A 16,812-nucleotide genomic window follows, 5' to 3' on the forward strand; every position below is an offset into this window, starting at 1 on the left:
AGCCGAACAGCTTTCCCCGTTAATTCCGCTTGAACAGATTGGCGGACCAAGCCGGGTCGGAGGCATAGCCTTGCGTCGGCACGCGCTGCTCGGGGGTGCCGAAGATCGAGGCCTGCCAGAGCTGCGGGCCCTGGCCAAGGTCGCGGAACCACATCAGATAGAGACCGTTGGGGGCCCAAGTCGGGCCTTCATTGTGGAAGCCCTCGGTGATCATGCGCTCGCCCGTACCGTCCGGCTTCATGATGCCGATGCCGAACTGGCCGCCTTTCTGGCGGGTGAAGGCGATCAGGTCGGAGCGGGGCGACCACACCGGAGTCGAGTAGCGAGCACCGCCATCACCGCCGGTGATGCGCTGCTGGTTCGAACCATCGGCGTTCATGATGTAGATCTGCTGGGTGCCGCCGCGGTCCGACTCGAACACGATGCGGCTGCCATCCGGTGAATAGGATGGCGAGGTATCGATCGCGCTGCCATTGGTGAGCTGCGTCGCCTGCTTCGACTGCAGATTCAGCAATTGGATGGTCGAGGAGCCGTTCTTCTCCAAGCTCATGATGACCTTGCGGCCATCGGGCGAAAACCGCGGCGAGAAGGTCATGCCCGGGAAGTTGCCGACCACTTCACGCTGGCCGGTCTGGACATTGGCCAGATAGACGCGGGGATCGGCATTGCCGAAGGACAGATAGGTCAGCTCCTGGTTGGTCGGAGAGAAGCGCGGCGTCAGCACCAGATCGGTGCCACGGCTGAGATAGACGGTATTTGCGCCATCCTGGTCCATGACGGCAAGACGCTTCACGCGCTTATCCTTGGAGCCGGATTCGGAGATAAAAGCGATGCGTGTGTCGAAAGCGCCGGGCTCACCCGTCACTGCCTTGAATACCGCGTTGGCGGCGACATGGCCGAGCTGACGCCAGTTATTGGCAGAGGTCGAGAACTGCTGGCCGGCAATCTGCTTGCCTTGGACGACATCCCAGACACGAACCTGGATGCTGAGACCGCTCCCACCTGCCACTACTTGGCCGGCCACCACGACCTGGGCATTCAGCGTCTGCCAGCTGGCGAAATTAGGCGCCGCGTTTGGTCCTACCTGCTCGACGAAAGCCTTGGAATCGATCGGCTGGAACAAACCCGAGCGACCAAGGTCGTTGCTGATTACGCCCGAGAGATCGCGTCCGCCCCCGCTGATGGGCATAACAGCAACGGAAACAGGGGTAACCGCCGTCGCTCCATCATAGGTCAGCGTCAATATGCTGCTCTGCGCAGCCGCTGGTACCGTCGTGCTCAAAGTGGCCACGGCCAGTGCGGCCAATAGAAGGCTGACCTTTTTATGTAACAAGGAGGCGATGGACATTCTCATCTCTCGATTTTTCGGAAGGCCTTACACTCGGTCAAAAGCTGCCGGGCTTCACGACATAGTTGAAGACCTTCCAGGATGCGTAGAGGTCTCGTTTGAACTTCAAGGGGTTCTCTGCTGTGATGCAGCGCTTGACTGCACGCGTAACAGCACCGGCGACCGTCGGATTGCTTGCACTCACCAATTGGGCGTCCGCAATGGTGCCGTCCTCATTCATATGCAGGCGGATGGTTGCGCTATCACCGGCCCCATCCTTACCAAAGGAGGGATTTAGACAGCTCCTGATCTGACTGTTGATCATGCTCTGCATCGCCATTTGCTCGCCCATACTCAGGCGGGGCGCACTAGCATCCGGCCTGCCGGTGGATGAAGTCTGGCCGACATTGTCGCGGGTATTGCCCGCCCGCCCGGAGGGCTTGCTCGGCGTCGTTGCTGGAACATTGCTCGCCACCTGCTGGCCTTCCTTGGCCTTGCGCTTGGCGAGGATACCGTCAATGCCGTCGAGCTGCTTGGCGTTCTTGGCGGCCGAAGCCTGCTTGGCAGCCTCTGCCTTCTTGTCGGCGATCGCCTTGTCGATGGCAGCCTGACGCTCGGCATCAGCCTTGGCCCTGGCATCGGCGAGTTGTTTCTGCTTTTGGGCTTCCGCTTTCCTGGCGGCTTCGGCGTCGGCGATCTTCTGCTGTTTCTCGGCCTCAGCCTTCTTGGCGGCTTCCGCCTCGGCGATCTTGCGCTGTTTGTCGGCCTCGGCCTTCTTGGCAGCTTCGGCTTCGGCGACCTTGCGCTGCTTGTCGGCCTCGGCCTTCTTGGCAGCCTCCGCGGCCTCGGCGAGCTTCTGCTGCTTTTCGGCCTCCGCCGCTTCCTTGGCCGCAGCATCGGCCTTGGCGGCAAGCTCGGCGCGGGCCTGGGCCTGCGCCTTGGCAGCAGCATCGGCGGCAGCCTTGGCCTGGGCCGCCTTCGCCGCGGCTTCCGCCTTGGCCTGCGCAGTCTTGGCCGCAGCATCGGCCTTGGCTTGTTCCTGAGCCTTGGCGGCGGCCTCGGCAGCGGCAGCGGCCTCAGCCAGCTTGGCGAGGGCCTGCTTATCCGGCTTCGATTCGGGCTTGGGTGTCGGCGAGGGCGGCGGGGCGTCGTCGGAATTGTCGGCGACTTCGGCATCCGGTACGTCACGCGTGGGCGGCGTCGGCGGAGCCTGCACCTGCTGCGGCGCTTCCTGTCCGCCGCCACCGCCGGCTGACGGTGTCGGATCGCCCTTCATGATCTGGTCGTATTGTTCCGGCGTGACCATATCCACCGGAACGGCCGGGGCCGAGTCGAGCGGCTTGGCGGCCGGAAACGCGAACAGCAACGCTCCCAGCAAAATTACATGCACCGCCGCCGAAACGGGAAGTCCATAATCACGCATCGTACTCAAACCGGCCTTTCAAACCCCAATCTCGACGTCATCGCCTGCTCGATATTCCGCGACGTCGCCAAGCTACCCCGCCCCCGTGCCGCCCGCCTGTCAGCGCGAACATCAGCCGAAACGAGGTAAATGCGAGCATTCCCGTTTCTAGCTCTGCGGCTGGGTTACCAGCGCTGCCTTCTTGAACCCCGCGCTCGTGATATCGCTCATCACCTTGGCAATTTGATCCCAGCTCGCCTTGCCGTCGCCCTTGACGAAAATGCGCTCTTCGATCCCTGCCCCGTTCTCCGTCATCGCCTTGAGGCGGCCGAGCAAATCAGGCTCCGGCTTGTCGCTGTCGTTCAGATAGGACTGGCCGTCCGCCTTGATGGAGACGGTGATCGGGCGCTTGTCCACCGAAATGGCCTTCGCCTGGGTCTGTGGCAGATCGATATCGACGCCTTGGGTCAACAGCGGCGCAGCGACCATAAAGATGATGAGCAACACCAGCATGACGTCGATGAACGGCGTCATGTTGATATCGGCAATCGGCGCCTTGTGACGGCGGCGGCGGCGTGTTCCGCCACCCGAGCCGCCTGAACCTGTCGCGACACTTCCACCCATGATGCTTTCCTTGAATGAGGGACCGGAACGAGGCGGCCGCTCAGGCGGCCATGCGCTCGTCGATCTGGCGCGACAGGATGGCGGAGAATTCGTCGGCGAAGCCTTCCAGGCGCGCCTGCTGCTTGGCGACTTCCGCGTTGAACTTGTTGTAGGCGATCACCGCCGGAATGGCGGCGACCAGACCCATCGCGGTGGCGAACAGGGCTTCGGAAATACCGGGCGCCACGGCGGCGAGCGAGGTATTCTTGGTGGCCGCGATCGACTGGAAAGCGGTCATGATACCGACCACCGTGCCAAACAGACCGATGAACGGGCTGGAGGAGCCGACGGTGGCGAGCACCAGGAGCTTGGATTCCAGGCGCTCCACCTCGCGCTGAACGGTGACGTCCATCACCTTTTCGATGCGAGCCTGCAGGCCGAGGAAGGAGCGGCCGGGGGATTCGAGCGAGCGCTTCCACTCGCGCATGGCGGAGACAAACAGGCCGGCCATGCCGTAGTTCTGGCGCTGCGACAGCGAACGATAGAGCTCTTCCAGGCTCTGGCCCGACCAGAACACCTGCTCGAAACGATTCATGGCGGCACGCGAACGCGAGAACAGGATGGCCTTGTCGATGATGATGGCCCAGCACCACACCGAGGCTGCCATCAGGCCCAGCATGACGATCTGGACGACCAGACCGGCATTCATGATCAATCCGAGCAGGCTCACATCGGTTACCGGAGCCAGGGCCGTCTGGGCCATATCGGCGGTCGCTTCCATTCCTTCAATTCCTCGTCCTGAGGCCGACGGGCCAAGCCGGTCCGCAGGGGATCGGCACATTCGTAGCTAAGCAGATCCGTGCAAGATCGGCATAGTCGCAACAATAATCGGCGAGCCTGATCTCGATCCCGCGCTTCAAGCCGAGATCAAGCCTGCCTCAGGCACCGCCCCGGCACACACCAAACGTTACTCGGGAAATCCACGCACCTGGTTGTGCAGAGCAACAACACCAAGCGTCACGGGCTCCTTTTGACGTTTGAATGTGACCGCAGTGCGGCACCCCTTCCCGACCGCGATAAACGGCGGATTCCAGGCCTATTGATCATCGGTACCGTTAATGTCGGGTTACGGCCGACCTCGATTCGCGAATTCTTATTTACGATGCGCTGCAACATTGATGACGGCGGCTCCAAAGCCGACCGATTACTGATCCCGACTAAAGCGTTTTACGATTTGATGGAAACAGCCCAAACCGCGAAGAAGTGCGGAAACAAGACGTTGGCGCAAAAAAGCATTTACGCTTCAATGCACTATGCTTTGGACAACACGTTGCGCAGACTCTCCGGCAGGCGCTGGGGCCGGCCGTTGCGGATACAGACCACCAGAACCTTGGCGGTGGTCAGGACTTCCTCGCCCCGCCGGATGCTCTGTTCGAGATGCAGCGAAGGCCCGCGCACCTCGCCGGCCTTGGTCTCCACTTCGACGATGTCGTCCATCAACGCAGGGCGCAGGAACTCGACCTGGATCGAACGCACGGCAAAGGCGATGCCCTCTTCGCGGTGAAGGGCGAGTTGATCGACACCGAGCGCGCGGATGAACTCGGTTCGCCCCCGTTCGAAGAAGCGCAGATAGTTGGCATGGTAGACGATGCCGGAGAAATCGGTGTCCTCGTAATAGACCCGAAGAGGCAGGCTGTGGCACGCCTCATTAAGCACGCCGCCGAAATTCGGCGGGGTTTGCGCCATTTCTATCATGGGGAAAGCCGTTTGTTCAAAGTTTCGCCTGACTTGACCTGTGTGGTATCGACGTGACTGGAGCAGGATGTGTTTTTATGAGAACACGCCTTGCCCGAATACCGAGTTTCGACCCATCCTTGCGATTTACGGCGATTCCGCCAGATCGCAGAACGCTTTGGATTGATTGCAACCGAATGAGCCGCCTCATGCTCCGCCCCGCTTCCGCCGCGCTTTTGCTGGCCGTGACCCTGGCCCTGCCCTTGGGCCCGGTGCGCGCAGCGTCCTATGACGAGGGACTGATGCCGCCCGGCAGCGTCGGGCAGGACCAGTCCACGCAGGACAACAGCTACACGCCCGACCAACCTTACCCCCAGCCGCCCGCACAGGCCGGGTATGACGGCAACGTCACAGGCTCGACCGATGAACAGCCCCCCGCGGCTGCGGCCCCGAGCGCGCCGCAGAACGGCTATGTCGTAGCCCAGGAATCCACCATGGGCGATCTTCTCGTGCGCGTACAACGGCTCGAAGGCGAGAACCGCCGACTGCTTGGCACCGTCGAGGATCTACAGTCACAGGTGCGCAAGCTTCAGGACGACATGAAGCGGCAGCAGGAGGATACCGAATATCGCCTGCAGGCCCTCGAAGGCGGCGGGGGCAAGGCGTCCGCTCCAAAGCCGGCGCCCAGCGCGCCTTCGCGCCAGAAGAGCGGCCAGAGCGCCCCGGCCACGCAGCCCAATTCCCTGGGCAGCCTTCCCGCCCGCGGTGGCAACGATGTCGCCATGCAGGACTCCACAGGCGATGTTCCCGAACAGGCGCCGCCGCCCTCGGCGCCGCGCCCGCGCAACTCCACCGTCTCCCCTGGCCTGCCGGGTATCGCCGTCGACACATCGCGTCCCATGGCCAGCAATGCGCCGGAAGCCGGCGCTGAACCGGCACCGGCACCGGCCGCCCCCGCTACGCCAGAGGCCGAATACGCTTCCGACTATCGCCTGATCGAGACCCAGCGCTACGACCAGGCCGAGGCCGCCTTTCGCAATTTCGTCGCCAGCCATCCCAAGGACAAGCGCGTGCCCGACGCCATCCATTGGATCGGCGAGAGCCTCTATCAGCGCAAGCAATATACCGATGCGGCCGAGCAGTTCCTGAAGGTCACCAAGACCTATTCCAATTCCAGGCGCGCACCCGCCAGCATGCTTAAGCTGGGCATCACGCTGGCGGCCATGGGTGAGAAGGATGCAGCCTGCGCGGCTCTTCAGGCCGTCGGCAGTAAATACCCCAAGGCCGGCCCGACCATCCTCAGCGGTGCCGATCGCGAGATCAAGAAGAACGCCTGCAAGGTGGGGTGAGTCAGGCATCTGCAGATGCCTGACCGGAACATTGCCATTGCGGACGCAAACCGCGCGTTCGGGGACTGAGCCGTGTCCGCAGCCATTGCCCTGCAGGAACTTCCTGCCCTCTTCGCCGATTTCCACAATCGCGCCCATGTAATCCTCGCTGTCTCGGGCGGCGGCGATTCCACCGCCCTGATGCTGCTGGCCGCGCGCTGGCGCGAGCAAAGCCCGCAAACCCGTCTCACCGTTGCGAGCATCGATCACGCCCTGCGTGCCGAAAGCGCGGAGGAATGCCGTATCGTTTCCGCAAGAGCCGTCGATCTTGGTTTGCCCTGTATCGTCAAGCGCTGGGAGGGCGACAAGCCTGCCGCACGCTTGCAGGAAGCGGCTCGCAGCGCCCGTTACGCCCTGCTGACTGCGGTGGCCACCGAAGTCGGAGCGGACGCGATCGCCACGGCCCATACGCTCGACGACCAGGCCGAAACCGTGCTGATGCGGCTGCTTCACGGCTCGGCCGTCGACGGCCTGGCGGCGATGCGTCCCCTCACGCCCCTGGCCGACCTCAGCCTTCTCCGCCCCCTGCTCGGCACGACGCGGGCCCGGCTGGTGGCGACCCTGCAGGCCGCCGGGGTGGCCTGGCTCGAAGATCCCTCCAACCGCAATCCCCGATTCGAGCGCGTACGCCTGCGCGCCCTTCTCGCCCAGCTCGCGCCGCTCGGCCTCGACCCGGCACGCCTGGCCTTGCTCGCCCGCCGCGCCGCGCGCAGCAACGATGCCCTTGAGGCCGTTGCGGCCGAGCGCTTCGAGATTCTCGCCCGACGGGAACAAGACCGCCTGCATCTCGACGGCCCGGGGTTTGCGGCCTGCCCCGCCGATATCAGGCTGCGTATCCTGGAGCGAGCCGTCCTGCTGATGCAGGACAAGAGCAAGGCATCAGCCTATGGCCTGCGCCTCGAACGGTTGGAGGCGCTGGCCGCAGCACTCGATCAAGCCCTCGACCCGGCTCTCGGCCAAGGCGGATCCTGGCAGCGCAGCCTCGGCGGCACGCTGCTGCGGCTGGACAAGGCCGGCAATCTGCAAATCACCCGTGAGCCCGAACGCCGGCGCGGTGCTGCAAAAACCAAGATGTAGAAATTGTCATTTTCCACCGGCCTTGCCCTAGAAGCGGCAAAATAATGGCCTATTTCAAGAAATTAGCGGCGCATGCGCCACTTGAATCTTCACCGTGACAAGCCCTCGCCACTTCTATAAGGGAGCGCAGGGCTATCTATCCCACGGGCTTGGCTTGGCATTTGGCTCGCCCGTGCCTATTTTAGCCGCGATATGCTGTGGCGTCTCCTGCACAGGCAGGCCGTCCGCCGCGAAAGGCAAGAGATGAACGCGAACTTCCGAAATTTTGCGCTTTGGGTGATCGTAGTGCTGCTGTTGCTGGCACTCTTCACTCTGTTCCGGCAGACGGGTAGCCAAAGCGCTTCCGCCGACAGTTCGATCTCCTATTCCGAACTGGTGAAATCGGCCAAGGAAGGCAAGGTCAAGGACGTCACCATCACGGGTAGTGAGCTCAAGGGCAGCTACGTCAATGGCGGCTCGAACTTCACCACGCAATTGCCCAACGACCCGGGACTGGCCAAGACATTGAATGATTTGGGCGTGCAGGTCAGTGCCGCGCCGCCGGCCGAAACACCATGGCTGCTGCAGCTCCTGCTGCAGGCCTTGCCGATCCTGGCTCTGATCGGTGTGTGGATCTTCCTGTCCCGCCAAATGCAGGGTGCCGGCGGCAAGGCCATGGGCTTCGGCAAGTCCAAGGCCAAGCTGCTGACCGAGGCCCATGGCCGCGTCACCTTCGATGACGTGGCCGGCATCGACGAGGCCAAGGAGGACCTGCAGGAGATCGTCGAGTTCCTGCGCGATCCCCAGAAATTCCAGCGCCTGGGCGGCCGTATCCCGCGCGGCGTGCTGCTGGTCGGTCCGCCCGGCACCGGTAAGACGCTGACGGCGCGTGCCGTCGCCGGCGAAGCCAACGTGCCTTTCTTCACCATTTCCGGTTCCGACTTCGTCGAAATGTTCGTGGGCGTCGGCGCCAGCCGCGTGCGCGACATGTTCGAGCAGGCCAAGAAGAACGCGCCCTGCATCATATTCATCGACGAAATCGACGCCGTCGGCCGCCATCGTGGCGCCGGCCTGGGCGGCGGCAATGACGAGCGTGAGCAGACCCTCAACCAGTTGCTGGTCGAGATGGATGGCTTCGAAACCAACGAGGGCATCATCATCATCGCGGCGACCAACCGCCCCGACGTGCTCGACCCTGCCCTGCTGCGTCCCGGCCGCTTCGACCGCCAGATCGTGGTTTCCAACCCTGATTTGTCCGGCCGCGAGAAGATCCTGCGCGTGCATGTGCGCAAGGTTCCGCTCGCCCCCGACGTCGACCTCAAGATCATCGCCCGCGGCACGCCCGGCTTCTCGGGCGCCGATCTGATGAACCTGGTCAACGAGGCTGCCCTGCTCGCAGCGCGCCGCAACAAGCGCATGGTCACCCATCTCGAATTCGAGGACGCCAAAGACAAGATCCTGATGGGCGCCGAGCGCAAGACCATGGCGATGTCGGAGGAGGAAAAGCGCCTCACCGCCTATCACGAGGCGGGCCACGCCGTCGTCGGCCTCAACGTGCCCAAGGGCATCCCGGTGCACAAGGCCACGATCATCCCGCGTGGCCGCGCGCTCGGCATGGTGAAGTTCCTGCCCGAGGGCGATCGCTACTCGATGAAATTTGTCGAGTTTACCTCCCAGCTCGCCGTCGCCATGGGCGGCCGCGTGGCCGAGGAGATGATCTTCGGCAAGGAGAACATCACCTCCGGCGCCGCCGGCGACATCGAGCAGGCCACGCGCATGGCAAAGGCCATGGTCACCCGCTACGGCTATTCGGATGAGCTCGGCACCGTGATGTATGGCGAGAACCAGGACGAGGTCTTCCTCGGCATGTCCATGGGCCGTACGCAAAGCGTGTCCGAGGCGACCTCCCAGAAGATCGACGCCGAAGTGCGCCGCCTGATCAATCAGGGCTGGGAAGACGCCAAGCACATCCTTACCGAAAAACGGGACGAGCTCGAGGCCCTGGCTCAGGCGCTGCTCGAATATGAAACGCTGACCGGCGACGAGATCCGCGACCTCCTCAACGGCAAGCCGCCTTCGCGCGATCCGCTGGACGAGCCCCAGACGACCCGCGGCTCGGCCATCTCCGCCGGCAAGCCACGTCGCCCGCCCCCGCAGACGGAAGGCGGCATGGAGCCGGCCCCTTCGGCCTGATGGCGCATTGATATTCGATACGATCAAGGCCGGTCTCGCGACCGGCCTTTTTCGTGACTCGGCCGTCGAAGGTTGCGGCTGGCCGCCGGGGAATCGGAGACGAGCCGCATTTCAGGACATCAGATCCGACCAGGCTTGGTAGAGGCCGCTGACCGCGATCACGGCGAGGAAGGACCATACCAGCCACCGTACCCATGTCAGCCGCCATAGACGGCGCCCGACATAGATTTTGAACAAAGTGCCCATCGCCGAGAAGACCGGATAAAGGAAGACGAGCTGGATGATGGCGGCCAGGGAGAAAAAGAATAACAGGGCCACTGCCCCGCTCGGCAGGATGCCTTCCAAGGCAAGCGCGCTCCACATCAGGGCAATGATCAGTACCAGAAGCAGGCATGACCACCCGATCCCCCAGCCAAGATCGCGCCAAGCCCGGCTCTTCTCGTCCGCAAGGCCGCGATCTTCGTTCCCAGGAGCCTGTTCCACCCCAAATCTCCGATCGAAGAGAGGCCGTAGCCGAACTCTTTATGTCACGGCGTATCCCATCTACCGATCTGCCTTGTCATCCTCGGTCGGCAAGTACCCTGCGAAACAGCAACCCAATAGCCATCGAATTTCTTCTATTCCCGTAGTGGTAGGTAGCTTATCACGGATGGTCATGATGGATTGCCTCGCTCTCCACTGTGATGTCCCCGGACCAAAGTGCGGTTTATCCGAACCGTGCCTTGCTCTAACTCCTTGTTTCCAGGCCAATCCAACGGATTGGCGAGAGCGCCTTTGCGATTTGAAGTGATCCCGTCAAATCGCAAAACGCTTTAAGCCATCGCCGACCGGGGCCCGGCGGCAGCCAGAGATGTTTCCATGCTGAAGAATATTACCGGCGCCGCCGCGCTCGCTCTCCTGATCGCCTCACCCGCCGCTGCGCAAAGCTGCGCGCAGAACTTCAAGAGTTCCGGCGTGCCGTTGCTCACCGGCCTGACCTACAGCACCTGGGCAGTCTTTCCCAAGGTTGCTCCGGCCAAGGCGCTCGACAATGTCGGGCGTGCCCTGTCCGCTGAGGGTATCGACGTCGTCAGCGTCAACAAGAAGGCCGGTGTGTTGATCGCAACCCAGGACGGCGCCAATTCCGGCCGACCCCAGACAATCCGGGTCATCGCCCGCAAGACTGGCAGCGCGACCCGCGTCGATCTCGAATTCCATGTGCAGCCCGGCCAGTTCTCGACCGAAAGCGCCCTGCGTACCCATATCTGCGCCGTCGTGAACGCGGCGGGACGATAGGAGCGCGGCTGGTGTGCCGATCTTCAGACGACATTCTTGAAAACACCGCGTTCATCAACACGGGAAATGCCGGTCTGAAGACCGGCACACCGCTCCTCCGGCTCAGGCCGCGTCCCTGAATTGCAGCTGTGCCAGCCGGGCATAGAGGCCACCGCGCGCCACCAGGGCCTCATGTGTGCCCTCTTCGACGATGCGTCCGTCATCGAGCACGATGATGCGATCGGCAGCCTGCACCGTGGCCAGGCGATGGGCGATCACCAGGGTGGTGCGTTGGGTCATCAGGCCGTCGAGCGCCGCCTGCACCGCCTTTTCGCTTTCCGAATCCAGCGCCGAGGTCGCCTCGTCGAGCAGCAGCACGGGGGCATCCTTGAGGATGGCACGGGCGATGGCAATGCGCTGGCGCTGGCCACCCGACAGCGTCACGCCGCGCTCGCCGATCGGCGTGTCGTAACCCTGTGGCATGGCTCGGATGAAGCCGTCGGCCGCGGCCAGGCGAGCTGCTTCCTCGACCTCGGCGTCACTGGCGTCAGGACGGCCGAAACGGATATTGTCGCGGGCGGTCGCCGCGAAGACCACCGGATCCTGGGCCACCACCGCGATGCGCTGGCGCACGCGCTTGGGATCGGCCTGCGGCAGCATCACGCCGTCCAGCGTTATCAGGCCGAACTGGGGGTCGTAATAGCGCAGCAGGAGCTGGAACAGCGTGCTCTTGCCGGCTCCGGACGGCCCGACGATGGCGACCGTCTCGCCCGCCTTCACCGCAAGATCGATATCGTGCAGCACCGGCCTGTCCGGCTGGGTGGGATAGGCGAAGGTCACGCCCTCGAAGGCCACGGCACCGCGCGCCGGCTCGGGAAGGGCCAGCGGCCGGGCCGGCGCCGATATCGCCGGCCTTTCGCCAAGAAGTTCGCCCAGACGCTCGGCGGCACCGGCCGCCTGCACGATCTCCGCCCAGACCTGACCAAGCTCCGAAAGGGCACCGGCACCGAACACGGCATAGAGCACGAATTGCGACAGGGTGCCCGGGGTCATCACACCCGCCACCACATCATGAGCGCCGAGCCAGAGCACGCCGACCACCGAGGCGAATACCAGGAAGAGGGCGATTGCCGTCAACACCGAGCGCGAGCGGGTCGAAATCGCAGCGGCCTGGTAGGCATTCTCCACTTCGCCCGAAAAGCGCCCTATGGCGAGGCGCTCGGCCGTGAAGGCCTGCACCGCCCGCATGGCACCGATGATCTCCCCGGCATAGGCGGAAGCATCGGCCAGGGTGTCCTGCGCCTTGCGCGAGCGGGTGCGCACGGACCGGCCGAAGGCAACCAGCGGCAGCACGATGATGGGAATGGCGATCAGCACCAGCGCCGAGAGTTTGGGGCTGGTCCACACCATCATCACCGCAGCGCCGGCGAACAGGAAAAGATTGCGTAGGGCCACCGAGGCGGACGAACCGAACGCAGCTTTGATCTGGGTCGTGTCGGCGGTGAGGCGAGAGAGCACCTCGCCGGTCTTGGCCGTATCGAAGAACACCGGTGAAAGGTCGGTCAAGTGGGCAAACACGGCGGTGCGCACGTCGGCGACCACCCGTTCGCCCAGCGTCATCACCAGATAATAGCGGCAGGCACTGGCCAAAGCGAGAATCAGCACCACGCCGGTCATGGCCAGGAAGTAGGAATTGATGGCGACGGCATGATCGGCCGAGAAGCCGTGATCGATCATGCGGCGCATGGCGATCGGCACCACCAGCGTCGCCGCCGCCGCCAGCGTCAGAGCCAGGAAAGCCAGCAGGATGCGGCCACGATAAGCCAGGGCATAGGGTGCCAGCGCCATCAGCGGGCGCAAGGTCCGGCTGTTCCTGGCGGATTCCGCGGTATTTTCTCGGGTTTTCGGGTCAGTTTCCGTGGCCACGTAGTATTCTTCCTTTCGAGCGCGCGGGACAATGCCCCGCTGTGGGCGCTGCTGCAATCGCACGGGCCCAAACCGCTTCAGTTTGCCGCGCTCTCCATATTATCGCGCAGTGCAAAAAAGCGCTTGACTGCGACGGCGGAGAGGCGCAAGTCGCGATTGTTCCGGCCTTTGGATTTATTCCAAAGGAAGCGTCCCTGGCCGGACCCCACGAGATCAACGAGATCATGCCAAGCGACAGTAGCAGTCGAATGTTCGCGCCGTTGACGGCTTGTAAGGACTGACCGCTTGCGGGCTCGTCCTTCCGGCCGGCAACGGCCGAGAGGAAGGAAGAGCCATGGAAGACCTGGCTGAAAAGACCGTTGACGTTGCTGACCGCGACATCCTCGAGGTTTGCCTCGGCCTCGAGCACGTAGCCGACATCGTCGAGCTGCTCAACGAGCAGGAGATCGAGGAACAGGCGCATGTCCTCGTGCACCTGCCCGACGAGCGGGCCATCGAGGTGCTCGACCAGCCAGGCCTGGACGATCCTGCGGCACTGATCGAGGCCCTGCCCGCCGAACGGGCGCTCAAGCTGATGGCCGGCATGTCCTCGGACCGTGTGGCGGATGTCTTCCGCTACATGGACGATCCGCCGCGCACCGATCTGCTCAATCGGCTCGATCCTGAGACCCGCGCTTCGCTCGACAGGCTGCTGTCCTATCCCGAGGACACCGCCGGCGCGCTGATGACCACCGAATTCGTGTCCGTGCCCTCGTCCTGGACGGTGGAGCAGACGCTCGACCACATCCGCCGGGTCGAGCGCACGCGCGAGACGATCTATTCGGTCTATGTCCTCGATCCCAAGACCCGCCAATTGCTCAAGGCCGTGGCGCTGCGCCGCCTGATCACCGCCGATCCCAAGGCCTCGGTGCTGACGGCCGCCCGCTTCGACAAGCCGATCACCGTCGCGCCGACGGCCGACCGTGAGGAAGTGGCACGCCTGATCGCCAAATACGACCTCCTGGCGGTGCCGGTGGTCGACGACAGCATGCATGTCATCGGCATCTGCACCTTCGACGACATCATCGACGCGATCGTAGCCGAGGGCACCGAGGACGCCCAGAAGTTCGGTGGCATGGAGGCCCTCGACGATCCCTATGACCAGATCGGCTTCTGGTCGATGATCAAGAAGCGCGCGGGCTGGCTGTCGGTGTTGTTGCTGGGCGAGATGCTCACGGCGAGCGCCATGCAATTCTTCGAGGGCGAACTCGAAAAGGCAGTGGTGCTCACCCTGTTCATCCCGCTGATCATGTCCTCGGGTGGCAATTCCGGCTCCCAGGCAACCTCCCTGCTCATCCGCGCGCTGGCGCTGAGCGAGGTGAAGCTGAAGGACTGGTGGCGGGTCGCCCTACGAGAACTGCCGACCGGCATCGTGCTTGGCGCAATCCTCGGCCTGATCGGCATCGTGCGCATCGTGGTCTGGCAGAAGGCCGGCTTCTACGACTACGGGCCGCATTGGGCCCTGCTGGCCCTGACCATCGGCTGCGCCCTCACGGCGATCGTCACCTTCGGCTCGCTGACCGGCTCCATGCTACCCTTCATTCTCAAGAAGGTAGGCTTCGACCCCGCCAGCGCTTCTGCGCCCCTGGTCGCGACGCTGGTCGACGTCACCGGCCTCGTCATCTATTTCACCGTCGCCCTGGTCATTCTGCGGGGAACATTGCTGTAGCCCCGGCGAGATGACGTTTCCCGCATGTGAGAAATGCGGGAGCGGTGCTTGTATCCGGACCGAAATTGCGCTATCGAGCCGCCCACTCATTCGAATTTGACTTGTCCGACCGGGGTAGCGCTCCGGCACAGAGCAGGATTTGACCCCATGAAGTCCGACATTCATCCCGACTATCACAAGATCAAGGTTGTCTTCGTCGACGGCACCGAGTTCCACACCCATTCGACCTGGGGCAAGGAAGGCGACACCCTTCAGCTCGACATCGACCCCAAGACCCATCCGGCCTGGACCGGCGGTTCGCAGCAGCTCCTCGACCGCGCCGGCCGCGTGTCGAAGTTCAACCAGCGCTTTGCCGGCATCAGCTTCAAGCGCTGAGCCTAGAGCGATTTGCGATTTGACGGAATTGGCAAGAATCGCAAAGACGCTCAAGCCAATCCTTTGGATTGGCTTGGAAACAAAGAGTTAGAGTAAATAAGCGTTCATGCTTGAACGCGTTTTGCTCTAGCAGACATGGCTGGGACGATGAGAGCGGGCCTTCGGGTCCGCTTTTGTTTTTGGGCTGTCCTGGTCGTGGGAGGCAGGTCTTCAGACCCGCCCTGCTCTTCCATCGAGCCTCGCGCCTCCAGGCGGATCCGAAGATCCGCCCCCCACACACAAAAAGAAGCCGCGATACGGATGATCGCGGCTTGTCCAAGTCGAAACAGGGAGGCGTCAAACAGAGTGAACAGGAGCCACTCGAACATCCAGCGAGCTGGAATGGCGTGAGGTTATCGCGGAATTCTTGATATTCGGTTAACGCCCGCCGGTTCGAGAGCAAAGCGTGCCTTATCCGAGTCGCATTTTTCTCTAACTCTTTGTTTTGACGTATTTTTCTTAATCAAGAAATCTATCAACTTCTTTGGAAAATGCTTTAGTCAGGCGGCCGCCGCGCATAGCCCGTCTTCCTTCGCCACCGGCGTCAGCCTGCACGAACCCAGCAGCGCAGCCGTGAGCGCGACGATACCGGCCGCAAAAGAGATCCAGAAGCCGTCGGCAGCACCAAAGCGATCAATAACCCAGCCCGAGGCGAAGGAGCCGACCGCCATGCCGATGCCGATGCCGGTCATCGCCCAGGTGATCCCCTCGGTGAGCTTGGCCGCCGGCACATGCCGCTCGACCAGACCCATGGCGGTGATCAGTGTCGGCGAGATCGATACACCCGACAAGAACAGCAACAGCGCCAGCATCACCACATTGGAAACGAACAGCAGCGGCACAGTTGTGGCCGCGGCTACCGCAATGGCAATGACGAATTGACGCTCGAGCGGCGTCTTCAGCTTCAACGCCCCGAACACCAGGCCGACAATGAGGGAGCCGGCGGCGTAGCCAGCGAGGACAAAGCTGGCTGCCGTCGCCTGCCCCAATTGTTTGGTAAAGGCGATCACCGTGACCTCTGCCGTTCCGAAGATGGTGCCGATGGCGATCAGGACGAAAGTCAGGATGCGCACCGAGGGCAAGCGGATGGCCGAGGAAGCACTGGGGCCGGTGAAGCGGCCGGGCGGTTCGGTGGACTTTTGCATCACGAAAAGCGCCGTGCCGACGGCAAGGAACACGGTCGAAACCAGCGGACCGGCCTCAGGGAACCACGCCACGCTCAGCCCGACCGAAAGGATGGATCCAGCCATGTAAACGACTTCGTCGGCCACCGATTCGAAGGCGAAAGCAGTGTGCAATTGCGGCGTATCGCGATAGAGCTCCGACCAGCGTGCCCTGACCATCGCAGGCATGCTGGGCATGGTGGTCGCGAACAGGGCCGCAACGAACAAGATCCATGCCGGCCAATGGAAATGCGCGGCCAGGAGCAGAACCGAGAAGGCGACAACCGACAGACTCGTCGCGGGAATGAGGACTCGGCTCTGGCCGTGGCGGTCCACCAGGCGGGAGATCTGCGGAGACATGAAGGCATTGCCGAGGGCGAAGGTCGCCGAGACGGCGCCGGCCAGCCAATATTCGCCGTGGGTCTGCGAGATCATGGCAACGATACCCATGGTCACCATCGCAAGTGGCAGGCGCGCCAGGAAACCGGCAGCCGCGAAGGCCTTTGCCCCCGGCGCTCGGAAGATCAGGCTGTAGGGATTGGACATCGGGCACTCCAAGGGAAAAGGATGCGCTGACATACGCAACGTATGTATTCGACATAGTTGCATACGTCTCGTATGTCAACTAATATACGCGGTGTATG

Annotated in this window: 14 protein-coding genes; 6 read left to right on the forward strand and 8 right to left on the reverse strand. The window is 63.0% G+C overall.

The window, feature by feature from the left end:
- Positions 1–19: 19 nt before the first annotated feature.
- The 5 genes from tolB to ybgC all read right to left on the reverse strand — a co-directional run bounded on the left by tolB (position 20) and on the right by ybgC (position 5,078).
- Positions 20–1,348, reverse strand: coding sequence for a Tol-Pal system beta propeller repeat protein TolB (gene tolB / locus AB4037_RS08855; protein WP_434955148.1), 1,329 nt, complete (start codon positions 1,346–1,348; stop codon positions 20–22).
- Between the two features lie 37 nt (positions 1,349–1,385).
- The gene (tolA, locus tag AB4037_RS08860; protein ID WP_441771268.1) at positions 1,386–2,750 is read right to left on the reverse strand and encodes a cell envelope integrity protein TolA; all 1,365 of its coding nucleotides are present in this window, start codon (positions 2,748–2,750) and stop codon (positions 1,386–1,388) included.
- 147 nt (positions 2,751–2,897) lie between these two features.
- Positions 2,898–3,353 carry an ExbD/TolR family protein gene (locus AB4037_RS08865; RefSeq protein WP_441771269.1) on the reverse strand — a complete coding sequence of 152 codons (456 nt, stop codon included), beginning with the start codon at positions 3,351–3,353 and terminating at the stop codon, positions 2,898–2,900.
- A 40-nt stretch (positions 3,354–3,393) separates the two neighbouring features.
- Entirely contained in the window at positions 3,394–4,113 is a 720-nt protein-coding gene (gene tolQ, locus AB4037_RS08870; RefSeq protein WP_441771270.1) for a protein TolQ, read from the reverse strand.
- A 530-nt stretch (positions 4,114–4,643) separates the two neighbouring features.
- Entirely contained in the window at positions 4,644–5,078 is a 435-nt protein-coding gene (ybgC, locus tag AB4037_RS08875) for a tol-pal system-associated acyl-CoA thioesterase (RefSeq protein WP_441771271.1), read from the reverse strand.
- Positions 5,079–5,275: 197 nt separating this feature from the next.
- On the opposite strand from ybgC, the gene ybgF reads away from it, so the two are divergent.
- From ybgF to ftsH, 3 genes are all read left to right on the forward strand, one after another.
- The gene (ybgF, locus tag AB4037_RS08880; RefSeq protein WP_441771272.1) at positions 5,276–6,415 is read left to right on the forward strand and encodes a tol-pal system protein YbgF; all 1,140 of its coding nucleotides are present in this window, start codon (positions 5,276–5,278) and stop codon (positions 6,413–6,415) included.
- Between the two features lie 72 nt (positions 6,416–6,487).
- Positions 6,488–7,531 carry a tRNA lysidine(34) synthetase TilS gene (gene tilS / locus AB4037_RS08885; protein ID WP_441771273.1) on the forward strand — a complete coding sequence of 348 codons (1,044 nt, stop codon included), beginning with the start codon at positions 6,488–6,490 and terminating at the stop codon, positions 7,529–7,531.
- Positions 7,532–7,774: 243 nt separating this feature from the next.
- Entirely contained in the window at positions 7,775–9,703 is a 1,929-nt protein-coding gene (gene ftsH / locus AB4037_RS08890) for an ATP-dependent zinc metalloprotease FtsH (protein ID WP_434955142.1), read from the forward strand.
- Between the two features lie 111 nt (positions 9,704–9,814).
- Here the strand turns inward: ftsH and AB4037_RS08895 are convergent, their stop codons facing one another.
- Positions 9,815–10,186 carry a hypothetical protein gene (locus tag AB4037_RS08895; protein ID WP_434955140.1) on the reverse strand — a complete coding sequence of 124 codons (372 nt, stop codon included), beginning with the start codon at positions 10,184–10,186 and terminating at the stop codon, positions 9,815–9,817.
- Between the two features lie 375 nt (positions 10,187–10,561).
- Here AB4037_RS08895 and AB4037_RS08900 point away from each other — a divergent pair, with 375 nt between their 5' ends.
- A complete protein-coding gene (locus tag AB4037_RS08900) occupies positions 10,562–10,978 on the forward strand; it encodes a hypothetical protein (RefSeq protein WP_434955139.1) in 417 nt (138 codons plus the stop codon).
- Between the two features lie 102 nt (positions 10,979–11,080).
- On the opposite strand, the gene AB4037_RS08905 is transcribed toward AB4037_RS08900, so the two are convergent.
- Entirely contained in the window at positions 11,081–12,883 is a 1,803-nt protein-coding gene (locus AB4037_RS08905) for an ABC transporter transmembrane domain-containing protein (protein ID WP_441771274.1), read from the reverse strand.
- Between the two features lie 334 nt (positions 12,884–13,217).
- Here AB4037_RS08905 and mgtE point away from each other — a divergent pair, with 334 nt between their 5' ends.
- Both mgtE and rpmE read left to right on the forward strand, forming a co-directional pair.
- The gene (gene mgtE / locus AB4037_RS08910; protein ID WP_434955137.1) at positions 13,218–14,591 is read left to right on the forward strand and encodes a magnesium transporter; all 1,374 of its coding nucleotides are present in this window, start codon (positions 13,218–13,220) and stop codon (positions 14,589–14,591) included.
- 147 nt (positions 14,592–14,738) lie between these two features.
- Positions 14,739–14,966 (forward strand): 50S ribosomal protein L31, encoded by a 228-nt coding sequence (gene rpmE / locus AB4037_RS08915; RefSeq protein ID WP_434955136.1) that lies wholly within the window; start codon positions 14,739–14,741, stop codon positions 14,964–14,966.
- A 539-nt stretch (positions 14,967–15,505) separates the two neighbouring features.
- Here rpmE and AB4037_RS08920 read toward each other — a convergent pair.
- Positions 15,506–16,714, reverse strand: a complete 1,209-nt coding sequence (locus tag AB4037_RS08920) for an MFS transporter (RefSeq protein WP_441771275.1) — start codon at positions 16,712–16,714, stop codon at positions 15,506–15,508.
- Between the last annotated feature and the right edge of the window lie 98 nt (positions 16,715–16,812).

Source organism: Labrys sp. KB_33_2, assembly GCF_052114505.1.
Classification (GTDB): domain Bacteria; phylum Pseudomonadota; class Alphaproteobacteria; order Rhizobiales; family Labraceae; genus Labrys.